The organism is Rubritalea tangerina (genome assembly GCF_042683245.1).
In the GTDB taxonomy this organism is placed as follows: Bacteria; Verrucomicrobiota; Verrucomicrobiia; order Verrucomicrobiales; family Akkermansiaceae; genus Rubritalea; species Rubritalea tangerina.
In genome coordinates, this window is the sequence record NZ_JBHUJB010000083.1 from 87,275 (window position 1) to 112,802 (window position 25,528).

A 25,528-nucleotide genomic window follows, 5' to 3' on the forward strand; every position below is an offset into this window, starting at 1 on the left:
TACGCCCTTTGGTATAAAATCACTCACTTCCTTTGACATTCATGTAACTGTGCTTGCTAGATCGCGTATGGAATTTGTAGACTGAAGTATTCCCGCTACCATGAAACACACTCTCCTAACTCTGGCCCTCAGTTCCTGCATCAGCATCTCCCACGCTGCCAGCTACGTCCCCCCTAATACTGAGGACAAGGTGCTTCTGAAAACTGACCAGCTCCCACTCGATACCAGCACGATGCGATGGATCTCATCCTACCTTACTGAGCTTGCACGTATCCATGCTGGTAGTGACGCAAAACGCCTCCAAGCAAGTGCCAAGCTATTGGTCATTGCAGAACAGCTCGACCACAACAACCCAAAGATTAAAGAAGCGCAGGTGCAACTCGTCTCCAACAAGCGCACGGGCGCAGCAGGGGATATGGAAGCCGGACGCAAGCGGCTACGCCGGATCCTTACCTACCTCAACGAGGACAGTGGCTCGAGCCAAGGTAAGCTACTCGCGAGCCTCATACTGGATGCCCTAGCACCCATCGTTCCGACCGATTCCCCACTGGCGTCCTACAAAGCCCCTCAAGATATTTGGAAAAATACCATTCCTGCACTCAGTGCCTTCGAGAAAGACCCCGAAAGCACACTCGTCAGCAATGAACGCATCATCCACAGCGACCTCAAGCCGATGCGCCCCAGAGAGGAACAAAAAGCTGCCGCTGGTAAAATTGCATTCAACGACAACAAAGCTCGATCCAAATCAGAGGATAAAGCCCCTAAAAAGCATGAAGGTAAGGCATCTGCCGAGGGCTGGAAACGCAATGAATTCACCCTCAAAGCTCCCGTCTACACTTATGAACTCGTGGGGGAATACAACCGCCCTAAGTACACACGCGGTATCACCTTACTCAACATCGAGGTCAAGCCACGCTCTTCCTCAGAGGGAAAACTCAAGATCAAGTCAAAGCCCTATCATCAACACGATCACCTCAGCCACCAAGCCTGGTCCGTCCAACACCCACTGCAAGCCCTCTGGGATAACCTTCCCGCTGGCGAAGTCCAAGTCGAAACCCGCCAGGCCTATGCCCATTTCAATGACAATAGCTTGGTGGTTTCACCTCTGATTCTGGGCCTCGATGCCTCACTCAGAGATAGCTCACTCAAATCAAACCTGCTGACGATTGCGAGCATCGATGGCAGAGCGCAGTTCAAGCGTAGTAAAGATTTCTGGAATACATTGGGATACCTTACGGAAACTGCCAGTGACATGCGCGTGCTCGTCGGCCCCGACTGTGAAGGAGATTTACTCCAGCTGATCGCTCTTGGGAAACCTGACTTTTTCATCAAAAATGAAGTCATTGAAATCTCCGGTTTAGAACAGGCACGCCACTTCTACTCCAAGTCGGATGACAGCGCAGTCGCCGAAGCTACCGCTCTCTTTGCTGAAGTCAAAGAAGCCATTGAGCACAAATCTTTGCGCTCAATGACTGAAAACAAATACGTGCGCGAAAAGCTTGAGAAGGTCCTCGAGACAATGCCCAACCACCTCTCTGCAAAAATTTTGCTCGAGTACGGATCACGCAAAAAACCCTCCACACTCGAGAGTAAATACTTCGGCTACGAACTCAGTAAACACCTTCATTCCATCAGCCGCAAACTCACCTCAGAATCCTCCAACCTAGGAGATGATGAGGCCCTTGAGCAAAGTAAAAAAATTGATGAAGGCATCGAGAGGCTGCCGAAAATTATCAGCGCAGAAGACCGCAAAATTTACGACAAGGTAGACAAATTTTCCGACGAGTTGCGCGCCTATGCGCGTGCGAAAAAGAACTACGAGGACAAAAAGAACGACTACTATAAAAAGTCGTACATCAAGAAACTGCGTGAGCTAAAGTCGCTCAATAACTCACTGCAGATTGACATCGCACGCCTCACTGGCCGCTCAGAAAAAGACGAGGACTAAAGCAATCTCCAAAGTCAGTCGGCAAGTTTCTCTGGGATTCTCAGCTTGCCGAATCAACGCTATCCTTCATCATCCTGAGTAGAGTAATGAAAGATGGATACCGCAGATTTTTAGTGATCACCATTGTGATCCTCAGTGCTTTTCTGATTACCACCGTGGTACGCAGTTCTTTGGGGAGTTACGGAGTGTTGGATTTCCTCAAGAACTCTGGCCCGGATTTCCGCACCACCGCCCCTAAAGAAGTCACTCTCAAATCTCAGCCAGCACTGCGCACGAAGGATGTAAGCATCCTCAACCAACTCAACAACGAGTACACCAAAATTACTGCAGCCGTGATGCCCACCGTCGTGAGTATCAATACGGCTGGCCACGAAAATAAACGCGTGCGCGATCGCTTTGGACGCATCCGCACGACGACTGAACGCACCATGGGCCAAGGCTCTGGAGTCATCGTGAGCAAAGAAGGCCACATCATCACCAACTACCACGTCGTCGCGGGCATGGAGAAAATTGACGTACGGCTCGCCAATGGCTTGATGTACGCCGCGACGCCCGTGGGTACTGACTCAGCCCTCGACATCGCAGTCTTAAAATTAGAGAGCAAAGGCCCCTTTGACGCTCTCAGCTTTGGTGATTCGGACCAGGTCCGTGAAGGCAACATCGTCCTCGCCTTTGGCAACCCATTCGGTATCGGAAAGTCCGTCACTCAAGGCGTCATTTCAGCAAAGGAACGCTCCATCTCCGACATGCAAGGAGGACTCATCCAAAGCTCAGCCGCTATCAACCCCGGCTATTCAGGCGGCCCCTTGGTTAATATCTACGGTGAGATTATTGGGATCAACTCTAGCATCTTCACCAACGACGATAAAAACCCCGGCTTCCAAGGCATTAGCTTTTCGATCCCATCTAACATCGTCAAACGCACCTTCTTTGACATCGTCGAAAGAGGCCGTCCGATTCGCGGGTTTCTTGGCGTTTCTTTCAGCCCACTCGTTAGTGCCCGTAAATCCCAGCTCGGTTACACACGCGACTTTGGAGCGCTCATCAGCGACGTAGGCCCACGCACCCCCGCGGCCAAAGCAGGCCTGCAGCCTAATGACATCATCATAAGCTACGATAAACACGCCATTCGCGACCCCGACCAACTTATCGGGTACATTCAACGCAGTGAGATCGGTAAGCCCGTTAATGTCACTCTCTGGCGCAATAAAGCTGAAATCAAAACGCAAATTACACCCGAAGAGTTCAACAAAGACCTCGCCACGATTCCCGCATCTCGGATTGGTGAACCCGAACAAATTCTCCGCAGTATGGGCGTCGCTGTCACCTACCTAAGCACCCATCACCGCCGCGCTGGTATTACTGGCGTACGCGTCACCCGCGTGCTCGAACAATCAATGGCTGAAGGTCTCATCAAACCTAACGACATAATCTATCAGGTAAATCAATACCGGATCAACCAACCTAACGAATTCTACGATATTATCGAGATGAATGCCGCCAAACACAAAACGGACATCTATCTCATCCGCAACGGTCAGGTGCACAGTAAGCCGATAGAAATCCCCAAACTCATCCTCCAGTAATTGAATCACGAAGTGGTCTTATTCCACATTCTCACATCTCAGAGCACTAAAAAAGCGGCCCCATAAACAGGTGCCGCTTTTTGCTACCGCTTCGGAGCATCGATTAATCGAGAAACTTTCCGGGGTTTAAAATCCCCTTCGGATCCATGGCGTGTTTCAGGCTTTGATGCATCTCGAAAGCTACTGGACCGAGTGCTTGTTTGATCCATGGCTTTTTCGCAAGACCCACACCATGCTCGCCCGTGATCGCGCCACCGTGTTCTAACACCCAGGTAAAGAGTTTATCGACGGCCGCATCTGCACGCTCTTTGATAACTGGATCCGCATAGTCTTCTACCATTAAGTTGGTGTGGATATTGCCATCACCAGCATGTCCAAAACAGGCCACAGGTATGCCTGTATCTTGCTGTAATTGACGGGCGAAATTCACCAACTCTACCAATTGACTGCGCGGCACCACGATATCTTCGTTCAGCTTGGTGAGACCGGTGTGTTTGAGTGAATACGAGAAATCACGTCTAAGCTGCCAAATTTCCTCACAGGCGGCTTCATCAGCCGCTTCGTTAACACGGAGTGCCCCAAGCCCCTCCAAGCGCTTTTTGAGGCCTTCTAGCTCGTTTTTGACAGATTGAATCCGTCCATCGATCTCCACCATCAAGTAGGCATCACCAGGGGGCAAATTTTCTTCCCCTAAATAATCTCTCGCAGCGGCCAAAGTGAAGGCGTCTGTGATCTCTAGAGCACTCGGCAAAATGCCCGCATCTAAGATCGCCTGCACCGCAGCGGCGGCGGCGGTGAAATCCACAAAGGAAGCACCTAACATGGCACGAGTCTCGGGGTGGGGGATCATGCGCAGAGTCGCCTCGGTCACGATCCCTAACATCCCTTCAGAACCGCACATCAGAGTGGTGAGATCAAAGCCGGTTTTATTTTTATGACAGCGCCCCCCCACACGCATGATTTCCCCCTTCGCTGTGACCACTTCAAGGCCTAACACGTACTGTTTTGTGACACCATACTTGAGGCAGCGTGGACCGCCTGCATTCGTGGCGATGTTACCACCGATAGAACATTCTTTGAGCGAGGCGGGATCAGGCGGATAGTACCAACCTTTTTCTCTCGCAGCTTCTTGCAGTTGGCCGGTGATGACACCTGGCTGCACCACGGCCACTCCATCTCCCGTATTCACTTCGAGAATTTGATCCATCTGGGCCACCGAGAGTGCGATGCCCCCTTGGACAGGCACACAGCCACCAACATAGCCAACACCCGCACCACGCGTGTACACCGGCACCTCATTTTCGAAGGCGTAGCGCATGACCGCAGCCACCTGATCTGTGCTTTGAGCAAACACGACCACTTCGGGATCGGCTGCAGCGTGCCATTTATCAATGCGGTGGACTTCGATGTCTCCGCTGGCGATCGAAACGCACTCCTCGGGAAGGAGCTTCCTTAAATCTTCATAGACTGTGCTCACGGCGAAAGCATAAGTATTCCGCCCCTAAAGTCAAAAGCCACTCACAACTCATTTTCTGAGTCAACGAGTGGCTTGTCGCTAAGATCTTCTCGAGGCTATTCGAATTCGCTCTCTACTTTTTTCGGAGCGGGAGCGTTGCGCACTGAACGTGGCTTTATCTCGATGGCATATTGGCCAAATTTCGCCGTGGCATTCGACAAGTTCATCAAATACTCTAACACAACATTGGCTGGCACCTGCTTCATATTGAGGGTGACCAATTTGTCTTTGAGAGTATTGCTGCTGTCATGAATGACGAAGTTCGGGATGACTTTGTCTTTGCTCGTTTCTTCCACCAGCTTGCTGAGATTACGCAAGGCGTCAGAAAGTGGCATTTGATCAAATTCTACAGTAGGAACAATAACGGCCGCAAATTGCCTCTCACGGGCTTTGACCTTAAATTCAGTGCCACTACCTCTCAACTTCAGTGCTAGAGCCGTAGAAGGGCCGTGGCGGCGATCTAATGCAAAGACATTTCGCAGAGCAGACTTGGCAGCTTCAACATCACCATCGGCATAGGCTTGTTCAGCTTGAGCGTAGTACTGGCTAATTTTTTGACTCTTAGATTGGCGAGCCTTAGAAACATCATCTTGGGCAAGTGTCGATAGAGACGACAGAGCCAAGACCATCACTGTTGGGAGTATGGTTTTTCTCATAAACGATTTTTGGGTTAGGTGTGTGCTCGTCCATTTTTGTACGAGCAATGATCACACTAGCAGACAGACAGAAGTGCTAAAACAGAAAAATGCTTTGCTCTCATTTCTTTTTCACAAGGGCTGAGTTCAGGGTAAATCTGAGATTTGTTCACACGGTTTATTATATCTTTTTTTTTAGATACAAAATTTTCTTCTTCTTAAGCGTGTGAATAACTTTCAATTTCAGCTCTAAGTCGATGAGCAGCATAGTTTAAGTGGGTGGGAAAACCGTGTGAATAACTTTTGAACCTTGTTTGGAGATCTCTAATTCATTTCGAAACGAGTTGAATATTTATTCACAGTTATTGCCAATTCACAGTTTATTCACAACACTACTGAGGCTTACCCACACTTATTCACATCGCAATGACCTATCCAGATCGCTTCCATTTTCAAGCATTTCGCAGTCTTTTTGAGCAATCGAGTGGCGATGAAAAATGGATGTGGCGAGCGCTTGAGTTGGCTTGGCAAGGGGTGGGGTTGACGAGCCCGAACCCTGCTGTGGGAGCTGTCATTGTGAAAGAGGGGGTAGAATTAGGGGCTGGATTTCACCGCAAGGCTGGGTTGCCGCATGCTGAGCGGGAGGCGATTGCTGATGCATTGACCCGTCACAGCCTCGCATCTCTGAAGGGCGCGACGATTTACGTGACTTTAGAGCCCTGTTCTACCCGAGGAAAGACACCAGCGTGTACGGATGGGATTATTGAGCACGGTTTTAGTAAGGTCGTCTATGGTGCGGTGGATCCGAATCCAGACCATGCTGGTGTGGCGGATAGTATTTTGAAGCAAGCGGGCATTGCCGTGGTATCTGGTGTGCTGAAAGAGGCTTGTGAGCGGGTGCTTCGGCCATTTGCCAAGCGGATCACAACTGGGGTGCCCTGGGTGATTGCCAAGACAGCAATGAGCTTAGATGGGCGTATTACGCGTCCGCCAAGTGAGGGCCAGTGGCTAACCAATCCAGATTCTCGAGCGATCGTGCATCAGTTAAGAGCGAGCGTAGATGCCATCCTTGTTGGAGGGAAGACGGTGCGTAGAGATAACCCTAGGCTTACCTTGCGAGGAGAGGCTGCATCTGTGGAAAAGCCTCAACCGTGGAGGGTGGTTCTGAGCCACAGTGGGCGCCAGAGCTTGCCTCAGGATTACCACCTCTTTTCAGATGATTTTCGGGATAGGACTCTGGTTTTTGAAGATGAACCACTCGAGGCGGTGCTTCGAAAGCTTGCAGAAAAAGGGTGTAACAGCGTTTTGTTAGAGTGTGGTGGACGTTTGATGCGCCAATTCGCAGAGGCTGAATTAATCGATGAGTATTTTCTTTTTTACGCACCGATCATCACGGGTGGGGAGGACTTTGGGTTTGGGCTTGGCCAACACTTTCACGCAAGTGCTGAGCTCCTGGAAGTGCAGAGTCAGAGTATCGGCCAAGACACCTTGATTCGAGGTGTTGTGAAGCGATGAGATTCGTGATTACTTTTGCGTCTCTTTTTTGTCTGAGGCATCTGGGACAAATTTGAGGACGATACCATTGATGCAATAGCGTTTGTCTGTCGGGGTGTTAAAGCCCTCGCCAGTGAAGACATGGCCGAGGTGGGCATCGCATTTTGCACAAAGGACTTCGGTGCGGACCATGCCTCCCGAAAAATCTTTTTTGGTAACGACATTTTTCGCTTTGGATGGGTCGTAGAAGGATGGCCAGCCACAGCGTGAGTCGAATTTTTCATTGGAGCTGAAGAGTTCAGCATTACAGCCAACGCAGTAGTAGGTGCCCTTTCCCTGTTTTTTAAATTGTTTATAGACATCACCGTTAGGGCGTTCCGTTCCCGCCTGACGTGCGACACGGAATTGTTCTGGGCTGAGTTGGGCTTTCCATTCGGCCTCAGATTTCACCACCTTTGTTGTGGGTTCGGTGGGCTTTTGTTTACTGGTTTCCATGGTTTCTTTGGGTTTCGACTGACAGGCGACTGCGCTGATAGCGAGTGCGGTGACTGTAGCAAGGAGTTTTATCTTCATGCGGGTAAGAGGTGTACGCGTCATAGTTTATTCTGAATATTTCCTTAGTACGAGTCGGATAGAGGAAATTCTTCACCAGCTGGCACTTGCTTCCGAGTCTTGATCTGTTACAGGCTGAGAGAGAGCCATGCAGGACTTGCTACCAGATCACCGACCCGCCTTAGTTCTCGCACCGATGCAGGACATCACTGACCTTGCTTTCATGGGGGTGGTGGATTCCTATGGTGGCCCAGATTATTACGTGACTGAATATTTTCGGGTGCACTGCGATTCGACATTAGAGAAGAAGATCTTGCGCTCGATTACTGAAAATAAGACGGGCAAGCCAGTTTTTGCACAGATGATTGGTGAGAATATCCCAGCTTTAGTGCGATCTGCAAAACAGCTGATGCACTACCCTGTCGCTGGGGTAGATCTCAATCTGGGTTGCCCAGCACCCACTGTGTATAAGAAAAATGCGGGTGGTGGCTTGTTGCGATTACTCGATCATGTGGATGCGATTTTGGGGGCCTTGCGCGACGCGATCGATGGGCGCTTTACTGTGAAGACGCGCGTGGGCTTTGAGACGCACGAGGAATTTGATGCCATCTTGCAGGTTTTTCAGAAGCATGCCATCGACGTGCTGACCATCCATGGACGCACGGTGCGCGAGCAATATAAAACTCCCGTGCATGCCGATCTCGTCAAACAAGCTGTCGAGGTGATGGGGTGTCCAGTCATAGCGAATGGTAATGTGGTCAACGTGGCGACTGGCCAAGCTTACCATGCCCAAACAGGAGCGGCTGGATTGATGATAGGCAGGGGGGCGATCCGTAGCCCGTGGCTCTTTCAGCAACTCAAGGATGCCTACGAGGGTAAAGTACCCACCGCAGCCACTCGCCGCGACCTTCACGCCTACGTCACCGAGCTCTACTTTGCGGTTGCGGAAAATGCCAAAGACTTTGTCGAGCATAGCCATGTCAACCGGATGAAGAAATACATGGCCTACATTGCTCAGGGAATCGATCCCGAATTCGAATACCAAATTCGCCGTGTCAAATCACAGGCTGCCTTCTTTGAAACCTGCGATACATTCTTGTTAGATTCACGCGAACTTCCCGATGCGCCACCTGAGGAATCGAAGCTTTTCTGCGGTTACAAGAAGTTGTTAGAGTAATCTAACAATTATTATGAGAGCATAAAAAAAGCGAGTCCAGTGGCTACTGGACTCGCGGGATAGTGTGCGGTTATTATTTTCTACGTCGGATGATCAATGCGAGTCCACCGAGGCCAAGCAGTGCTGAGACGCTGGGTTCTGGCACAGCGACGAGATCGACTGAGAGGTTATCGACTCCGTTGGTGGTGGTACTTGCATGGTAGGCATTTAGGCCAATGCCATCGATACTGAAGGCACCAGCGAAGCTGTGAGCGCTCAAAGTTTCGTTAGAGTCACTCATCACAATGGAAGTATTGGCTCCATCATAGGTGATAGTGGCTGTGATGTCTTGGCTGGAAGGAGAGCTTGAGAAGGTTGAATGAGAAGTGGCTCCAATATTGATGGCATCGTGGAGACCGACACTACCATTGATCTTTTTTCCAATGAAGAAGCTTGTGGATCCTGTGTCTTTGAGGGTGATGCCGATTCCGCGACCTGATTGAGTTTCAGGGCGGATGAGGGTAAAATTAATGGTGAGGGTGTCGTTGGTTCCGAGGGTGATAGCCGAAGTAAAGGCACGTGTTTGTTCTGTTGTGGTGCTATTGCCGCCTCCTTGAAAGATGGCACTGCCACTGCTGACAATGAAGCGTCTGGTGTCATTGGAGTTGCCATTTTGCCAAGTTTCGGCCCAGCCTGTGCCACCAGTACCTACTGTATCGACGTCGCCATCGCTGTATGAGAAGTTGTCAGAGACGACGACTGCTGCGTGGCTAATGGTGCTCAAGCTTAATAGAGCTGTGAGTGTCATGGGTAATTTATTCATAGTGTTGTGTATTCAGTTGAGGTTTTCTCGTCTCAAAATCAACGAGATAGGGGAATTCTGAGGGTAGCAAGATTTGAGATTTCGTCTTTGCAAGATTGCGCGAATTTTTTAAGATTTTGCGCAGAACGATGGGGAGAGTTGATAAATCGATGATGAAAAAGCGGACGATTGGTTTGGAAGAGTAGGAAGCTAATCGCGTCTATCTCAGAATACATGTAACACAATAGTTACTTCCAGATTAGTCTCGGGCATTTGGTCGAAATAATTATCCAAACTAACAGCTTCCGAGACGTTACCATAATCCTGGATGCTTTTGAGTATGAGGAAGCGTTTTCTAGTTTACTAGAGAACATAAAAAAACGCGCCACTTATATTGGCGCGTTGAGTTTAATACATATGTGACGGGGAGACGGTGCCGTCGCTTCGGAAAATTACTCTTGAAAAGCAAATTGAAAAGTGGTCCCCCCTGCGGGCTCACGAGCTTAGGGCTGTTGTTGGAGGTAGCCTTGAAGAGCTGTTTGTAGATTTGCTTTGATAGTTTGCTGTGTGGCGCTTATTTCTTTTAGAGGCTCATTTTCCGATTTGTCCGCGGTAATGTCAAAGAAGCTACCATCATCATAGAGTTTGTAGCGTTCGTTTCGCACCCATGCACGTGCTTTGGCTTTGTTACGCCCATAGTCCCAGTAATAACAGAAGATAGTCTCGCGTCGTGAATTTACTTTGCCCTCTAGTACTGGGAGTAGAGATTTACCGTCGATGTGGCGGTCTTTTGGGAGTTCCGCACCCGCTGTCTCAACTAAAGTTGGAAGAATATCTGAGAAATCGACTAATTCGGAACTAAGAGCGGGTTTTATTTTTCCTGGCCAATTGATGATAAGTGGTACGTGTGTGCCAGCATCAGTCATTTGATTCTTGCCACCTTGAATCACTCCCTTGTCAGTGTTCGACTTGATTTTCGAGTGTGTGCCATTGTCGGTGGTGAAGATGATAAGGGTATTGTCGCGAATACCTTCTTGTTCGAGTTTGGCGACAATACGACCGACCATCTTATCCATAAAATGGGTCATATCGGTAAAATTCTGCTTTATATCCTGTTTGCGGCTTTTGCTGTCGGGAGTCGGATCAAAAGGCGAGTGTGTGAGAATCATCGGATAATAAACTAGGAATGGCTTTTCTCTGTTCTGGCCGATGAAATCGCAGATAAAATCTGTACAGACTTCAGGGCCATAGCTTTTTTCACCAGGTTGATACCATTGACCATTTCGGTACAGTGTTGGGTTGTCAAAGCGTCTGAGCCAATCTTTCGGTTCTTCGATGGCGGTCTTGTCGCTTTTTTTGTACTTATGCATGTTCCAGAGGCAATGCTCGTCGAAGCCAAAGTTTTGGATAGTTTTTTCATTTCCCCCGAGCTGCCATTTACCAGCGATACAGGTGGAATAACCTTCCTTCTTGAGTAGGTTGGCAAAAGTGACTTCCTTAGGGTCAAGCCAGCCAAAACCCTGATAATTGCGATTATTATAGCGCCCCGTCATGATCTGTACCCTTGACGGTGTGCATAAGGGTTGTGAATAGCATTGTTTGAAACGCTGGCCACTTGCTGCCAAAGCATCAAGATGTTCCGTATGAGTATCTTTGCCACCATAACTGGAGAAACATTCAACGCCGATGTCATCGGCCATGATCAAGATGATATTCGGCTTGCTATCGGCCTTCGTAAGGCTGGAGTAAGAGATGAAAAAGAACGTAAAAAGTTTGAGAATATGTAGACTAAATTTCATTGATATTTGCATGGTTTAGATAGGATGAATTTAATGATTATGTTTGATATCGCAGACTTTGTTTGTGCACTTCATGCATCCCATTAGATTTTGGATTATTGCGATACTAGGGGCATAGACGCTCTAGAGTATTTGTTTTTTAGATTTTAGGTTTATCCCAATAGTTGCCTTCTTGTTTGACTTGGGCTTCGTGGTTTTCGAGTTCTGTGAGCATTTCTTTGACAAGTTCGGGATGATCTTCGGCTCGGTTGATACGCTCAGCGCAATCTTCTTCTATATGAAAGAGCAAGGGAGTGTTGCGATCGGCCTTGTAGCCATAGTTGTCACGCAGCTGTGAGCCGATGCGAACATGTAATTTCCATGGACCTTTGCGGATGGCTGAAGGCTTGTTGTTAGAATAGGAATAGATGAAGTTGAATGGAGCGACTTCCTTGTCGTCGCATAGCTTGTTAGAAAGTAGTGGCCGAATGTCCCTACCATCAATGCTGCGATCCGAGGGAACACTTACATTGCAAATCTTGAAGAGGGTTGGGAGAATATCTAAAGTGCTGGCAGGTTCGAGTTCACGCTTAGGATCGATAGTACCTGGCCAGTGGAAAATACCAGGGACGCGGAAGCCTCCTTCCCAAGAAGCCGAGCCTTTACCATCCCGGAAGGGGTGAGCGTAGCCGATGTGCAGGCGTGCCTCTCCGTACTTTCGGTGATCTACGGTATTTCTGAACAACAGCCAGGGGCCATTATCGGAGGAAAAGATGACCAGAGTATTTTTGTCTATGCCTTCTTCTTTCAATGTCTTCATTACGCGAGCGACAGAATCGTCGACTTCGGCCATAACGTCACCGAGCAAGCCCCGTTTGGATTTACCTTTAAATTTTTTGCTGGCGTAAAGACCCAGGTGGGGTTGGTTGTGAGCGACATAGGCGAAAAAGGGCTTTTCCCTGTTGTCTTTGATGAATTGAACTGCAGCATCTGTGTAGCGACCGGTGAGTGATTCAGAGGCTTTTAAGTCGGAAGGCAAATCTTTGGCTAAACGTGAATATCCTTTGATGGGAGTGTTGCCATTGATGTCGCTCTTAAGTAGCTGTGCATTATCATAATCATGAGAAACATTAGTCCCAACCCATTGATCGAATCCATGAGCAAGGGGCAGAGTGTCTGTACTCATATTGTTCTTTTCGTTAGGGCTACCTAAATGCCATTTACCGAACATACCTGTTTTATAGCCAGCGGTTTTCAAGCCTTCGGCTAGAGTAATTTCCTGAGTGTGAATGTGGCGTGGGCTGCTCGGCCCTATGACCCAGGATTTCAAGCCCGAACGTCCAGGAACTCGCCCAGTGAGCAGAGCATAACGCGAGGCGCTACAGGCTGCAGTACCAACGTAGAATTGGGTGAAGTATTTGCCTTCTTGAGCAAGACGATCGATGTTTGGCGTATGGATGGTTGGATTGCCATTGTGGCTGATATCGCCGTAGCCGCTATCGTCGAGAAAGAATATAATGACGTTGGGCTTTTCGAGTGCGGGTCGAGGGGCATCTGGAACAGTACTGGCAAAACTGGTCAAGCTAGCGAGGCTGGTGGAAAGCAATGCCAACGCGATGCTGTTTAGTGATTTAGTGAACATGAGATGAATAATCTTGAAGTGGAATGTGTTAGCGTGTGCGTGTATTGAGACGGGTGATAGTAATGTAAAGCACTTGGGTGCCTGCCCAAAAATTTATTAATGCACTAATGGTTGGCAGGTAACAGATATGCAAATTGGTTAAGCATGAACCCAAGTGTAATCAGAAATGTTAAAAGAGTCTCAAAGAAATCTAATTAGGTGAGACATAGAGGCCCATTTCCTTTATTTTGTAGCCTTTGATGAATTTTTTCTTATTTTTCAGAGTTAGGGTCACTCGGTATCTATCACTCATAGAATGAGGTAGTTTGCGCGTTTCAATCGCGTCTACTGAGACTAAGGTCCATTTTCCATCAACAAAGGCTTCTACTTTAACAATATGGTTCTTTTCTCTTTCATCATAGAGAAAGTTTATGTGCTTCACCTTTTGTTTTTTACGTAATTGATAGAGAAATTCTATATCAGAATCATTTTTGGAAGGTTCTATATTGATTCCGGTGTCAGGGTCAGAGTCTGTTAGAAATTCAAGTAAGTTGCTATGATTGACTCTATCACTTTCAGTAGTGATTGACTTAATGTCGGCTAACTTAACTTTATTCTCTAAAATTTTAATAGAATATACAGAAGGGCATGCCAATTCGGCGGATGGGTGGTATTCAATTTCGCAACGAGATCCTGTAATTATTGGCCAAAAGTCACGTTTGTTAACCACAAATTGCTTATCTCCCATAATTAACCTACAGGATTTAAAATTCCCCATAAATGCACCTATAGAATGTCCATTCTTAAGAGAGAAGTATATTTCATTTCCTGATGGTTGCCGTTCAATGTTAGCCTCTACGGTAATACTGTTAGTCAGTGTCTCTTGACTTAATGTAAATTTCCTAATGTAGGACATTTTAATATCTCCGATGGTATATTTGATTTCCAAAGGGATAGTTTTTTCTGTATTGATAGTTTTAATATCATGCTCCAGAGACTTATTAGAGAATACTAATTTCTTGCCTCCAGAAATAGCAGGTATAACAAGGACGGGTCTTGAGATCTTAAGATGCTGGTATTTATGTAGCGCTCCATTATAAGGCTCCCAGGTAAGTTTTGATCCTTCTTTGTTTGGTGATGCAGTTACTGTGTACTTAATTCCAGCGATAACTTCAATCAAGCTTGCCTTGAAAACCTCATCTCGGAGTGGCAATGCATAAATGTCTCTAATGACCTGCATGAGATATTTATCAGTAAGTTCGTCAAATTTGTTGCCCAGCGAGGGGTCATCACTCAAGTTTTTAAGACTGATGGTATACTCTTTGAGACTCTCGGGTGATTTTTTTCCTAACTGATAAGCTACTGCAAAGCAACGGTCCAACATGCTTTTACGCATCCAGTATCCATATGAGTCACTTACTAAAACTTTATTCATTTGTTTAGGTAAGTATTTTTCTTCTCCAGTAATCACCATATTTTTTTTGTTTGCGTTGAGAGTTAATACCATAGCTGCAGTTCTCCACCACAAACCTACAACGCGCTCTGCTCCTTGGTGATCTAAAACATCCAAGGGATTGATAATGAAACCTCCATTATCGTATGTTCTATCCATACAAAATCGCCATTTGAACAATTGCATGTTCTCATAAAATAATTCTTTATCAGAACGCGCCATGGCCAGTGAACTCCATACAAGTGACATGTAGCTAACAGCATGCGCTGCATCAGCAGAGCCTAGTTTTTCCCTCATGTGCTGTGTTGCTTTGGTTGTAAACAATTGGTTAGCCCCATAGATTTGGGCACCCAGTAGAGCTGGACCGGTACGGGCCCCACTATTTTTCCCCTTGCGTGTAGGTGTGGTATTTTTTGAGCTTAGACTATCAATTGCTCTTTCATAGCTGGCTCTGGCGTATGGCACTGCCCCATTGGGTGCAAGACGAGCCAACTGATTGAATACGCCATTGGCTTTCTCTACATCGAGTTGAATGGGTGTTTTGGATGCGACAGCAAAGGCTAGTGCTATATTAGATGAGCCTAAATTCATACCCTTCGCCTTATACGCAGGAACTCTGCCTCCATGTCCTGCAGTATTATCTGCTACAAGCTGATTAATGAGATTATCATGAATGTTTTGTAAGGCTAGTAATACGCGTTCATCATTGTATCGAAGATAATACTCAGCTAAAAAGAGCAAACATTGTGCTTTAGGAAGAGTCCACATATCATAAGTGCACTCAAAGGCGATGAAGTGTGCAGCTTTTTTAATAGCCTGATCATATTTGGAATCCCCCATACTGAGCAAAGCTAAAGCAGCCATTGATGTATCAAAATGTCGGCCACAATATGACTTGTCCCGACTCCATGAGCCATCTTCAGCCTGGTTACGCATTAAGAAATCAGCATTCAGTTCTGCTAAGATCTCTGATTTCTGACAGTTGTCAGGGAATGTCTCAGAAAATTTCCCCAAGGTAGGTAATTTTATTCTAACATTACGAACATACTTCTTTAGGCTCTTGGGAATCACTATACTTTCATCAGGACTATACGTCGCAGAGAAGTCTATATCAGCTCTGCTATGATGAGTTTTGTTGTGGAGATCAAAGACAAAGGTTTTTGCGTTTGCTGGTATTTGGATTAATAAGTTTTCCGAGCCTGTATTAGTAAATTTGTGCTCTTGCTCGCCAGACCCTGTGATGAGAGTTTCCAATTGTTTTCCGCTCTTCCACACATAGTTCTCGTAAGACAGGAATTCCCCAGCATGGGTATAGAAGCCAAAACGCTTAAATTGATAGGTCACCGCTTTGTCTGGAGCAGTGGTATTCTGGAAGGACAACTTCAACAAGCCACGCTTTCCGTCTACGGGAAGTTCAATTACTTGCTGTGTTTTTTTCAATGTTCTTTGATCAAGAATCTCTTCAGCTTTTTTTACAAAGTGCTTCGCGTTTTTATCTTCGGGGCTCATTTCAGAGGAGCGTATGACTTTTAGAGTCATTTCACCTGTGGCTTCACTACTGTCGATCAGCTCACCCATATGAATATTTATACCTCGATTACCCTTATAGACATAATTCTTATCCCAGTACTTCTTTCCAGTGATTAAGTCATTTCCATTTACATTATAGATAATATCTCCAGGTAGTAGGGTTTCGTGAGATGGAGAACCTTCATATGTGCCGACTACTTCATAGCAATTTATTGATAGATCGTCTTCTGTATCTAACAAAAAGGATGGAACACTTGCCTTGAATACAGGACGAAAACGCATCCAATATTGATCATGCATCAGTGTTCGAATACCCAGAGGGCCAAAGGTATACTGAACTTTCTCTCTAATCACCTTAGGGGGTAATTTATGTGCATGAAAGTAGGTGGACCATGGCGGAGGATATTTTTCATACCATTCTTCTAAGTCTACAGCCTTAGCCTTTATCGGCGACACATGCTTATTTTTGGGAGCGGTTTCACTGTTGAGTTCTACTTTCCCCTCGGCAGCGAGGGTTTTAGCTTGGAACTCGGGGAGCTGAGTTGTATCAAAAGAGGATGCGTAGACTGCCCCTGTTGCTGCCAGTATGCCTATCGATAAGTTCCATGCTTTTATGGTAAATATGGTATTCATTGATTATCAGATGTTCTATAATTTTTGGTAGACGTGACGAGTAGTAGCTTTGTTTACAGGCTCGTTCTTTGGGGGCGGGTTTGATGATTTGATCAGTTGTTTTTAATACCGCTCATTTTTGGCTATCTTCTTTCCGCATGTCTGTTATCGATAACGGTAGTAGTCCAAATCAGACTTCCCGATATTTTATACAATATAAAATGATTATACTGAAGATAGTATTACTCATTATTCTATAAAACTGTTTTTTGATAGATTGTTTTTACATATGCCGCTCCGCTTCAATTTTTAGATACAGCATGTGCAATGATGCGTTTGTTGCACGTTGAGTAAGTGGTGCTTAACCATTGGCAATGGTGTGATCCTTCTTCATAGTCAGGAAGCTGTGTTGCTTGTCGTTGATTTCTCCTGAAGCGTTCCGGCATTTTCCCCATGCTGCAAAGAGATAGTCGGATGTATGAACGAATAGAGTGGCTCTTGATTCTGTTTTCTGTGGAGCAGTTTATACGATCTAACTATTTCTGGAAGAGATTCATCAATTCTCTTACTGCACTTTTAGTTGTGTTTACAATTTACTTAGAGTGCTCTGGTCAACTACACACTCATCTTTTGGGTATAAATCTGATTACAATAAGAGATCTATACCTTTGTGAGAGTTGATAGGAGCATATAAAGATCAATGTGAAATGAATCTAGTCGATTATTTACGGCGGCTCATGATGAGTACGATTCCTCCGAGGCCAATAAGTACTGAGGCGCTCGGTTCTGGCACAGCGACGAGATCGACTGAGAGGTTATCGATACCGTTGCCGTTGGTTCCTGTGTGGAGAGTTTGTATTCCAATACCATCGACAGTTACTTGGCCCGCTACGGAGTAAGCGGTCAGAGTTTCATTGTTATCAGAGAGTACAAAACTAGTGTTTGCTCCATCATAAGTGATCACAGTAGTGATGGTTTGGTTGATTGGTGCGGATGCAAAACTGGCGAAATCTGCACCTCCGGTTCCTCCATTATCATGCAGACCATAACTACCATTTTGGCGTTTACCAATGTAGTAATCAAATCCACCACTATCTAAAAGCTGGATACCGACACCTCTTCCTGAGAATGTTTCGGCAAGAATTAAATCAAAGCTAATGGTGAGAGTATCGTTGGTTCCCACGGTGATGGCTCCACCATTAAAGAGACGCGTAGCAGTGGTTGCTCCACCAGCGAGGGCTTGGCCAGATGTGACTGTAAAGTTGCCACCAGTCCATGCGCCAGACCAGCCAGTTCCGCCAGTCTGACCAGCGAGAGCTCCATCTGACGCAAAATTATCCGATGCGACGGTTGCAGCTTGGCTGATTGCGCTCAGGCTTAGTAGAGCAGTGAGTGTCAGGGGTAATTTATTCATAGTGTTTGTGTATTCAGTTGAGGTTTTCTCGTCTCAAAATCAACGAGATAGAGGAATTCTGAGGGTAACAAGATTTGAGATTTCGTCTTTGCAAGATTGCGCGAAGTTTTTAAGATTTTGCGCAGAACGATGGGGAGAGTTGATAAATCGATGATGAAAAAGCGGACGATTGGTTTGGTGATGGATTTTTTTAACCCGAAGCTGTTGGAGGGGGCGCAGGCTTACTGTGTGGAGCATGGCTTGTTGTTGGACGCGCGGTGGTCGGTGCGGGGTGACTGGGCACCAAAGGACATCAAATGGGATGGGGTGATCTTTGGTTTGGTGGACCAAGAAGCTATTCTAGAGCGCATGCGCGCGTTGAGAATACCGTCGATGGATTTAGTCAGGGAAGGCAGTGCGCAGTCGGTGACTCCCGACTACCAGGCATGTGGTCGGATGGCTGTAGAGGAGCTGTTGCGGGTGGGAGTGAAAGCCATGTTGATTCCTGTTTTATCACCGAGACAGCTTGATCAGAAATTTGCTCAGGGAGCTCAGGAAGCAGTGCGTGCGAGTGGTCTAAGAGAGGTATCGGTTTTTGGGGATGATGTGCAGGTTTACGATAGACTCATGCGCAAGGTGAAGGCATTGCATCGCGAGGGGGTGGGAGCGATAGGCTTGTGTCTGCCTCATGCTGGGACAGCGTTTTCGCTGATCCAGCAATTGGAAGCGAGAGGTTTGCAGGTGCCGCGAGATGTGGCGATTGTGGTGATCGATAAGGATGCTCAGCGCACTGCTGAATTGGCACCCGTGCCCTTGACGACTGTTGAGCTGAACGAGTGGCATCGCGGTTTTGTGGCGGCTGAGCGGGTGCACCGAAAGATGGAAGGCGAGCAGCTGGTCCACTCACACATCAGCATTCCCCCCCATGGCATCCATGGCCGTACCAGCACTGGACATGTGGAAGAGAAGGATCCGGTCATGGCCAAGGCCCTGAGTTTTCTCCATGCGCATTATCGTGCACCCATAGGGGTGCCAGAAGTGGCTGAAGCTGCTGGAGCATCTCGTAGGGTCTTAGAAATGCGATTTCGCGAGATTCTCAATACGAGCGTGCATGAAGAATTACGTCGTCTGAGGATAGAAGATGCCAAGCAAATGTTGTTAGAATCTGAGAAGAGTGTCACCGAGATTGCTGGGCTATGTGGATTCTCCTCGGTGCATTACTTTTCTGCGGCCTTCAAGCGGGTGGCGGGGCAGTCTCCGCGACAGTTCCAGAAGGCATCTCAGTGATCTTTAAATGTTTGGCCTTTGATATTTATCAGGGAGGGCTGGAGGATGAGCAAGGTGAGTCGATCTTTGTCGGTAGAGATGCCGATCGGTTGGATAAAGGTGTTGTTCACTTTTAGGGTGAGGCCGGTGGAAAGTGTGAGTTTCTTTTTACTTTCTGTTTCAACAGCAAAGAGGGCAAGGCGCAGGTCCATAATGCTATAGTCTTCACTCAGAACTGCCTCTATCTCCACCTCTGTTGGGTGTTTAGAAAGTTTATTAGGATTTGTAAAAATTGTTAACTCTCCACTGCGACTGAGGTTGTGAAAGAGCAGTATTTCCTTGGCGTTAGATTGTTCGACCATTTCCATGGTCCACTCAGCGAAGGGATCGTTCTGGCGTTTGACTGAGATCAGTCTTCCTTGGATCTTGATTAGTGGAATCTTATCTTCAGTGAAGACATTGATTCTGATGAGTTTGTAGAGTTGTTCACTGGCGTGGAGGTGGAGTTGAGAGGTGGAAGTATTGTAGATGGCCCACTCATCCTTGCCCATGACGTAGCCTTCAGAGTTTGAGAAAAGTGGGGCGAGATTGACGAACTGGAATTCGGTACTTTTTTCAGTACGTAGTTGTTTTGGTAGTTCTTGGTGAGTGAGGCGTGGGAGATGGGTGTTCCCAAAAAGTTCATTATATGAGTGGTCTCTGATAGTGAGGCTACGATAGACGAGTTTACGTTTGTCGGCGTCAATGGGCTTGGGGCGTGGAATGGTTTCAGCATTGAGAATACTGATGAGGGCGAGAGCGATGAAGAAGCGGATCATGTTAGTGGGTGTGGAGCTGCGATTTGATAGATGCTTCAAGCAAGAGGTAGGTGGCATTATGGGAGTCTTGTTTGAGGAGGGTGGCAAGAGGGGTGCCGTCTTGTAGAGTGACTACAGATGTATGGCTGAGTGCTGGGCATTTCAGCGAGAGGTGCAAGTCTACATGGTAGCCATCTTCACACAAGACAGGTTCGAACTCACAGCTCATGGGGGCATCTTCATCGAGTGATTCTTGGAGCCGCGTTGTCGACTTTTCCCCACTTCTGCCAATGTTGCTAAAGCTAGCGAGTGTCTGGTATGAACGGTTCTTGATGGCTTGGTATGTCAGTGGGTTGGAATGGGCTGGGAGCTGGACTATATAGGCCTGGATGGCGATGTTTCTGGGGTTACTACAGCCACAGCAGAGAGGTGATAGAAGTTGTTCGATGAGGTCTATCTGGCGTGGAGTATTGTAGGTAATCAGGTTTTTTTGAGTGATATTAAGTACAGCCCATGTGCCGGCTTTGTGATCGATACCATGCATGGAAAGCCATTGTGTGACATCGATACAGATGTCGTCTTCATGGCTTTTTTCAGGAATGTTAGGCGCAGTGACGAGCTGCATTTTGCTCATGAGTAGGTAGTTGTTATGAAGTGACTCTAGTGTGCTGAAATCAGGTTCAGCGAAGGGGTCATCTTGGTCTGGTAGAGATAGCTGAAAAATTTCGTGTATCAGAAAGCTTTGTTTGCTGAAGACGTGGAGTAAAGGTGTGGCATCGGCATCTGGAATGTTAGGGGGGGCTGAAGGGCGAGTAATGAGACGTGCATCCTGGATAAGTTCAGTGAGGGCTGGAGCTTGGGCAACTTGTTGCTTACGAAAGTCAATGTGGAGGCTGCGTTGATTGTCGATGGGAATATTCCAGTTGGTCTGGGAGTTGAGGATGCCGGTTTGAGGGTTTTGTTGGTTAGGGTGTTCAATTTTGTAGTGGAGAGAAATTTTCTGGTCCTTGATTTCTGCATTTAAGTTCAATTTGTATGGACCGATCGTGGTGGATGCGGGGGTGGAAAATGCATGGAAGAGGCTTTGGTGGGTATATTGGTTTTTCTCAGTAAGTGTGATGAATGAATAACACTGGATAGGTGCGAGCTGATTGTAGGCGTTTGCGAGGTTTTTGAGTTTTTTGAGATCTTCAAGTAGATAGCAGTGGAGTTGTTTTTTACTATCGTTGTAGAGGATCCACCCGCCTATCGAGGGGGCTATATTGAACTTTGCGAGGAGTTTTGCTGCATTGTAGACCCGATCATTTGGAGCAAAATAGTCAGCTAACTGAGGAGCTACGACTGGCTCTAGGTAGAGGCTGGCAGGATCAGGATGCGATTCTCTATGCATGTGCTTAAAATTGTAATGGTCACACGAAAATGGATCGTGAAAGGGGTCATCTAAAGCATTTTTGTCGGGTCCGTAGGGGGTGTGCTGCACGAGATAATCTATAAAGGCTGGTTGCACCTGGTAGGAACATAGCTCATCAGCCAGCGATGTTATGATGCTGAGGAGGTAAATAAGGAATATGGAGCGCATTAGAGAGTGGGTGTTAGTTTTGTTTGACCGCTGGAGTCTAACTCAGTGACTTGAATCACGAGAATGTAGTGGTGGAAGTTATCCTGTGAGAGCTCTAAAATCTGAGCTTGAGTTGGGTGGAGTATGCTTTGGGACGTGCGCTCAATCTTCAACTGAGTCTCTGGAATTTGGCATTTCAATGTGAAGTTTTTGAGTTCATAGAATCCTTTTTCGTTGGTTCGAGTGAGGGTGGCTTCGATTTGGTTATGTGTATCCCACTCCAAGTGAATGAATCCATCATTCGTGGTGCTGAGTAGGTGTTGTTGGAGGACTGTGGCGCGGTCAAGATCACTGGTTGACCAAGATTTTCCCGCTGTTTCATCTCGCGGGATGCTGCAAATTTTGATGCTGAGAGAGGGTAGGCTAGGGAGGTTTTTTAGGATGTGGTAGTAGTGGGATTCGAAGTTTTCAATGAGTTGAGGCGGGCCGTAGACGAGATAGTTTGAGTCATGGGGGAGGTAGAGAATGGCAGCTTTATCTGAGTCAGGTAGTAAGGAATGGAGGAAGCCAGTTTGGCGAGGCAGGTAGTAGGTTTTTTGCTTGAGTTGCGATTGGAGGGTGGCTGGGACTTGTGTAGTTTTTGCGGGTGTATGTTGGAACTCATGGTGAAGAAGATTTCCTCTATGTGTTGGGTATGTCCGCAGGATGTTCTGGTGGGAGTGATAGGGCACGAGAATGACTGAAGCTGGGTCATAGTTTTTTGGTGTGGGTTTTTTTTCAGCTGAGGGACCAGCTGGGGAGGATTTTTCCGCAGGGTCACAGCTGCTGAGAAAGCAGAGGCTGGGCAGAGTGAGGAATATACGAGGTAGAGAAAACACAGCTGGATGTTAGGGAGCAGGTCTAAGATACCAAGCAGGAAATAGGTCTATGGGTAACAGAAAGCCCCCAGGCCGTGGTGGATGGCCTGAGGGCTTCGTTTACAGCAATGTATCCGGCATTGCTAAAATGGTTGTGTGCTTATTACACGCGCTTATGGTCTAGGTTGCTGCGGCAGTGAGTTTTCCTGCGGCAGTGAGTTGGGCATCGAGAGCGGCTTGGTAGGCTTTCTTGGAGGCGACATTTTCTTGGGTTGAGGCGGCATAGTAGATGGCTCCCATGGCTTGGCGCGACTTTGTTTTAGAGGTATTGCCATCCGCCCAGTGGGTGGTGAGTGAGTGGTGGGCAATGAGGTGGCCGGCTTTGCACGGGAAGGACATGGTATTTTCGCGGTCGTAGGGGATGCCGAAGTCGAGGATGGTTTGGGAGAATCCGAGAACGCCACTGGAGCCGTGGGCGCGCATGCCAAATTTGTGGGAACCTTGGACGTAGTTGACGCAGCCTTGTTCGGGTTCGACATCTTCAAGGGCAAACCAGATGGTGATGGCGTGATTTGGGGTGAGGTGGAAGAAGTAGCCGTCTTGGTGGGGTGGGGTGGCTTGGCCACCGCCAGCGTGCTTATTAAAGTACTGCATGTTGACCGGGCGGCTGGCTTCACCGAGGCAGATATCTGAGAGGGTGCGCAGCTTGCTTTGTTCGTCCATCATGGAGCCGAAGAAGGCATCGTGCTGCCACATATTTTGGAGTTGCTTGAGTGTCGACTTATCACTGGGGTCTTCATAGTAGACCTGGGTGTCGGGCATTGTTGGAACGACGTCTTGGATAAAGCGCGCTTTATTTTCTTTGATTTCAGCGAGCTCATCGGCATTGAAGAATCCTGGGATGGATACGTATCCGTTGAGGTTAAATTCGTGGTGGAGGCGTTGCTTATGTTTCAGCAGGGCGTCGGTTGTGAGTTTGGTTTCCATAGTTGTTAGTTTCTGTTAGTAAAAGCTGTGTTTCCAGGCGTGTGCGCTGAGCGCTGATACGAGTGCTGCGGGGAATGCGTTACCATCTGAGTGACGGGTGTTGAGGTCGACTTCATGTTTATTGCGCATACCAGGGATGGTGAGGCTGACGGCACTTGGGTGGAGAGCGTAGCGTAGGGCGGCTTCAGCGAGGTTGGAGAAGTGTGGGGAACAGGTTTGTTTGATGGCATCGATACGCTGGAGGGTGGCTTCAAAGTTTCCGTCTTTGGCGTACATTTGATGCCGTTTGTCTGTGGCATCCCATTGCTTGAGTGTGTCGTGGGACCAAGTACCTGTGAGGGACCCTGAGTCGAGTGGCACACGCGCAATGATGGCGGTATTACTTTTCTCAGCCTCGGGCAGGAGTTCGTCGAGGGGTTCTTGTTCGAAGATATTGAATAGGACTTGGATGGAATCGACGAGGCCGAGCTGGGCGAGTGCGACGCCTTGGTCGGGGCGAGCATCGTGCAGGGAGACTCCGATATGTGCTACTTTTCCCTCAAGCTTGAGTGTGTTTAGGGCTTCTAACCAATCGAGTTCGTAGGCACCGCGGTGGTACCATCCGTGGAGTTGGATGAGATCGATGCAGTCGGTATTAAGGCGTTTGAGGGAGGATTCAACCTGGTGGCGGATGTGGACGAGTGGGTAGCGACCGCGCATGGGGCTCTCGTTATCCATTTGTTGGTTCCAGACGGTGGGGGGGATTTTAGTGGCTGTGTAGATTCGGCTGTCACTCCATTGTTTAAGGGCTTTACCGATGACTGTTTCGGAACGTCCAGCGCCATAGAGCGCAGCGGTATCGACAAAGTTGATGCCTTGCTCGAATGCGTAGAGGAGGGTCTCGATAGATTCGCGGTCATCGACCTCGCCCCAGGTGCCTCCGAGTTGCCAGCCGCCAAAGCCAATTTCTGAGACTTGCCAGTCTGTTTTGCCAAAGGATCGGTATTGCATGCGCTTACTTGGTAGAGAGTTTGCGACGGCATTGAGGGCACTGGCGACATTGGGTGGGGTGGCAGTGCAGGGAGTGCTTGGGACGTTTCGCTTTGGGTGTTGTTTGCTCTTTCATGGTCACGACTATGCCGCTGGCTTGGCCGGGTCGAAACATTACAATATTTACAAAAAGTAATAATTATTCATCATATCGTGCGTGATTGAATTTTTACTGCACAGCTATGGTGAATTTAACAAGCAGAGTGTGATGCATCCGGCGGTGTGGCCACACTTTGATTTGTTGTTCATTCACGAGGGCAGGTTAGATTTGATGATCACAGGGAAGGGGCGTGTGAGTTTGGGAGCAGGTGAGGGGGTTTTACTCTTTCCTCAAACGGCATTTTCACCCTTTGGGAGGAAGAGTGAAGCGAGAGCATCGGTGCAGCATTTTTCGCTTGGAGATGGTCAGGGTTTACCTGAGCCCTTTACGATACTTGCGGGCAAGACCCACGCTTCGATTGTGCGCAAGGGGCCGAGGAATCCACAGTTGGAGGCGGATATTGAGCGGGCATTGGCGTTGGCGGTGGCGGAACCTACGCCGATGACGCAGTTGATGCGTGAGTCATTGCTAACCTTGATATTAGGTGAGTTTTTACGTGCAACGGTACCGAATCCGGCAAGGGAAACGAGCACTTCTGGGATTGTGAAGTGGGCTGAGACGCAGTCACTGGATACTCTCAGTGTGGAGGTCTTGGCAGCGAAGTCAGGGTTGACGCCGAGTGGTCTGCGCAGACGTTTTTTGAAGGATTTGAAGGTGACGCCTCAGAGCTATTTGTTGCGGCTACGGCTCAATGAGGCGGCGCGTTTGTTACGGGAGACGACATTGCCATTGAAGGAGATCGCCACTCGGCTGGGGTATTCAAGCAATGTGGCTTTTCATAATGCTTTTAAAAAAAGCCGACAACAGACACCGCGAGAATATAGGATGGGGCACCGGCCCAAAGCGTAGAGTAGGCAG

Annotated in this window: 19 protein-coding genes; 6 read left to right on the top strand and 13 right to left on the bottom strand. The window is 47.7% G+C overall.

Annotated features, from left to right (window positions below):
* Nucleotides 1–100 precede the first annotated feature (100 nt).
* Both ACFSW8_RS16710 and ACFSW8_RS16715 read left to right on the top strand, forming a co-directional pair.
* A complete protein-coding gene (locus ACFSW8_RS16710; protein WP_377087936.1) occupies nucleotides 101–1,948 on the top strand; it encodes a hypothetical protein in 1,848 nt (615 codons plus the stop codon).
* Nucleotides 1,949–2,034: 86 nt separating this feature from the next.
* Nucleotides 2,035–3,534, top strand: a complete 1,500-nt coding sequence (locus ACFSW8_RS16715; RefSeq protein ID WP_377087932.1) for a trypsin-like peptidase domain-containing protein — start codon at nucleotides 2,035–2,037, stop codon at nucleotides 3,532–3,534.
* Between the two features lie 103 nt (nucleotides 3,535–3,637).
* On the opposite strand, the gene ACFSW8_RS16720 is transcribed toward ACFSW8_RS16715, so the two are convergent.
* A complete protein-coding gene (locus tag ACFSW8_RS16720) occupies nucleotides 3,638–5,011 on the bottom strand; it encodes an FAD-binding oxidoreductase (RefSeq protein WP_377087931.1) in 1,374 nt (457 codons plus the stop codon).
* Nucleotides 5,012–5,106: 95 nt separating this feature from the next.
* Nucleotides 5,107–5,706 (bottom strand): hypothetical protein, encoded by a 600-nt coding sequence (locus ACFSW8_RS16725; RefSeq protein WP_377087930.1) that lies wholly within the window; start codon nucleotides 5,704–5,706, stop codon nucleotides 5,107–5,109.
* 405 nt (nucleotides 5,707–6,111) lie between these two features.
* Here ACFSW8_RS16725 and ribD point away from each other — a divergent pair, with 405 nt between their 5' ends.
* Nucleotides 6,112–7,200, top strand: a complete 1,089-nt coding sequence (gene ribD, locus ACFSW8_RS16730; protein WP_377087928.1) for a bifunctional diaminohydroxyphosphoribosylaminopyrimidine deaminase/5-amino-6-(5-phosphoribosylamino)uracil reductase RibD — start codon at nucleotides 6,112–6,114, stop codon at nucleotides 7,198–7,200.
* A 9-nt stretch (nucleotides 7,201–7,209) separates the two neighbouring features.
* On the opposite strand, the gene msrB is transcribed toward ribD, so the two are convergent.
* Complete coding sequence (msrB, locus tag ACFSW8_RS16735) at nucleotides 7,210–7,776, bottom strand: peptide-methionine (R)-S-oxide reductase MsrB (protein WP_377178806.1); 567 nt, start codon at nucleotides 7,774–7,776, stop codon at nucleotides 7,210–7,212.
* A gap of 103 nt (nucleotides 7,777–7,879) precedes the next feature.
* Between msrB and ACFSW8_RS16740 the strand changes: the two genes are divergently transcribed.
* Nucleotides 7,880–8,908: a tRNA dihydrouridine synthase gene (locus ACFSW8_RS16740; RefSeq protein ID WP_377087925.1), complete on the top strand. Its 1,029-nt coding sequence runs from the start codon at nucleotides 7,880–7,882 to the stop codon at nucleotides 8,906–8,908.
* 73 nt (nucleotides 8,909–8,981) lie between these two features.
* Here the strand turns inward: ACFSW8_RS16740 and ACFSW8_RS16745 are convergent, their stop codons facing one another.
* The 5 genes from ACFSW8_RS16745 to ACFSW8_RS16765 form a co-directional block, all read right to left on the bottom strand.
* A complete protein-coding gene (locus ACFSW8_RS16745; RefSeq protein ID WP_377087924.1) occupies nucleotides 8,982–9,710 on the bottom strand; it encodes a PEP-CTERM sorting domain-containing protein in 729 nt (242 codons plus the stop codon).
* Between the two features lie 482 nt (nucleotides 9,711–10,192).
* The gene (locus ACFSW8_RS16750) at nucleotides 10,193–11,500 is read right to left on the bottom strand and encodes a sulfatase family protein (RefSeq protein ID WP_377178808.1); all 1,308 of its coding nucleotides are present in this window, start codon (nucleotides 11,498–11,500) and stop codon (nucleotides 10,193–10,195) included.
* 127 nt (nucleotides 11,501–11,627) lie between these two features.
* Nucleotides 11,628–13,109, bottom strand: a complete 1,482-nt coding sequence (locus tag ACFSW8_RS16755; protein WP_377087919.1) for a sulfatase family protein — start codon at nucleotides 13,107–13,109, stop codon at nucleotides 11,628–11,630.
* 190 nt (nucleotides 13,110–13,299) lie between these two features.
* Nucleotides 13,300–16,704, bottom strand: a complete 3,405-nt coding sequence (locus ACFSW8_RS16760; protein ID WP_377087916.1) for a DUF6288 domain-containing protein — start codon at nucleotides 16,702–16,704, stop codon at nucleotides 13,300–13,302.
* A gap of 700 nt (nucleotides 16,705–17,404) precedes the next feature.
* The gene (locus tag ACFSW8_RS16765; RefSeq protein ID WP_377087913.1) at nucleotides 17,405–18,097 is read right to left on the bottom strand and encodes a PEP-CTERM sorting domain-containing protein; all 693 of its coding nucleotides are present in this window, start codon (nucleotides 18,095–18,097) and stop codon (nucleotides 17,405–17,407) included.
* 117 nt (nucleotides 18,098–18,214) lie between these two features.
* Between ACFSW8_RS16765 and ACFSW8_RS16770 the strand changes: the two genes are divergently transcribed.
* A complete protein-coding gene (locus ACFSW8_RS16770; protein WP_377087911.1) occupies nucleotides 18,215–19,363 on the top strand; it encodes a helix-turn-helix domain-containing protein in 1,149 nt (382 codons plus the stop codon).
* On the opposite strand, the gene ACFSW8_RS16775 is transcribed toward ACFSW8_RS16770, so the two are convergent.
* From ACFSW8_RS16775 to ACFSW8_RS16795, 5 genes are all read right to left on the bottom strand, one after another.
* Nucleotides 19,357–20,160 (bottom strand): hypothetical protein, encoded by an 804-nt coding sequence (locus ACFSW8_RS16775; RefSeq protein WP_377178810.1) that lies wholly within the window; start codon nucleotides 20,158–20,160, stop codon nucleotides 19,357–19,359. The two genes, ACFSW8_RS16770 and ACFSW8_RS16775, sit on opposite strands and share 7 nt — an antisense overlap.
* Before the next feature lies 1 nt (nucleotide 20,161).
* Entirely contained in the window at nucleotides 20,162–21,718 is a 1,557-nt protein-coding gene (locus tag ACFSW8_RS16780) for a hypothetical protein (protein ID WP_377087909.1), read from the bottom strand.
* Nucleotides 21,718–22,575: a hypothetical protein gene (locus ACFSW8_RS16785; RefSeq protein WP_377087907.1), complete on the bottom strand. Its 858-nt coding sequence runs from the start codon at nucleotides 22,573–22,575 to the stop codon at nucleotides 21,718–21,720. Before ACFSW8_RS16785 ends, ACFSW8_RS16780 begins: the two co-directional genes overlap by 1 nt.
* Before the next feature lie 159 nt (nucleotides 22,576–22,734).
* Nucleotides 22,735–23,541: a phytanoyl-CoA dioxygenase family protein gene (locus tag ACFSW8_RS16790; RefSeq protein WP_377087905.1), complete on the bottom strand. Its 807-nt coding sequence runs from the start codon at nucleotides 23,539–23,541 to the stop codon at nucleotides 22,735–22,737.
* Between the two features lie 15 nt (nucleotides 23,542–23,556).
* Complete coding sequence (locus ACFSW8_RS16795) at nucleotides 23,557–24,531, bottom strand: aldo/keto reductase (protein ID WP_377087903.1); 975 nt, start codon at nucleotides 24,529–24,531, stop codon at nucleotides 23,557–23,559.
* A gap of 196 nt (nucleotides 24,532–24,727) precedes the next feature.
* Between ACFSW8_RS16795 and ACFSW8_RS16800 the strand changes: the two genes are divergently transcribed.
* Nucleotides 24,728–25,519, top strand: a complete 792-nt coding sequence (locus ACFSW8_RS16800; RefSeq protein WP_377087900.1) for a helix-turn-helix transcriptional regulator — start codon at nucleotides 24,728–24,730, stop codon at nucleotides 25,517–25,519.
* Nucleotides 25,520–25,528: the final 9 nt, after the last annotated feature.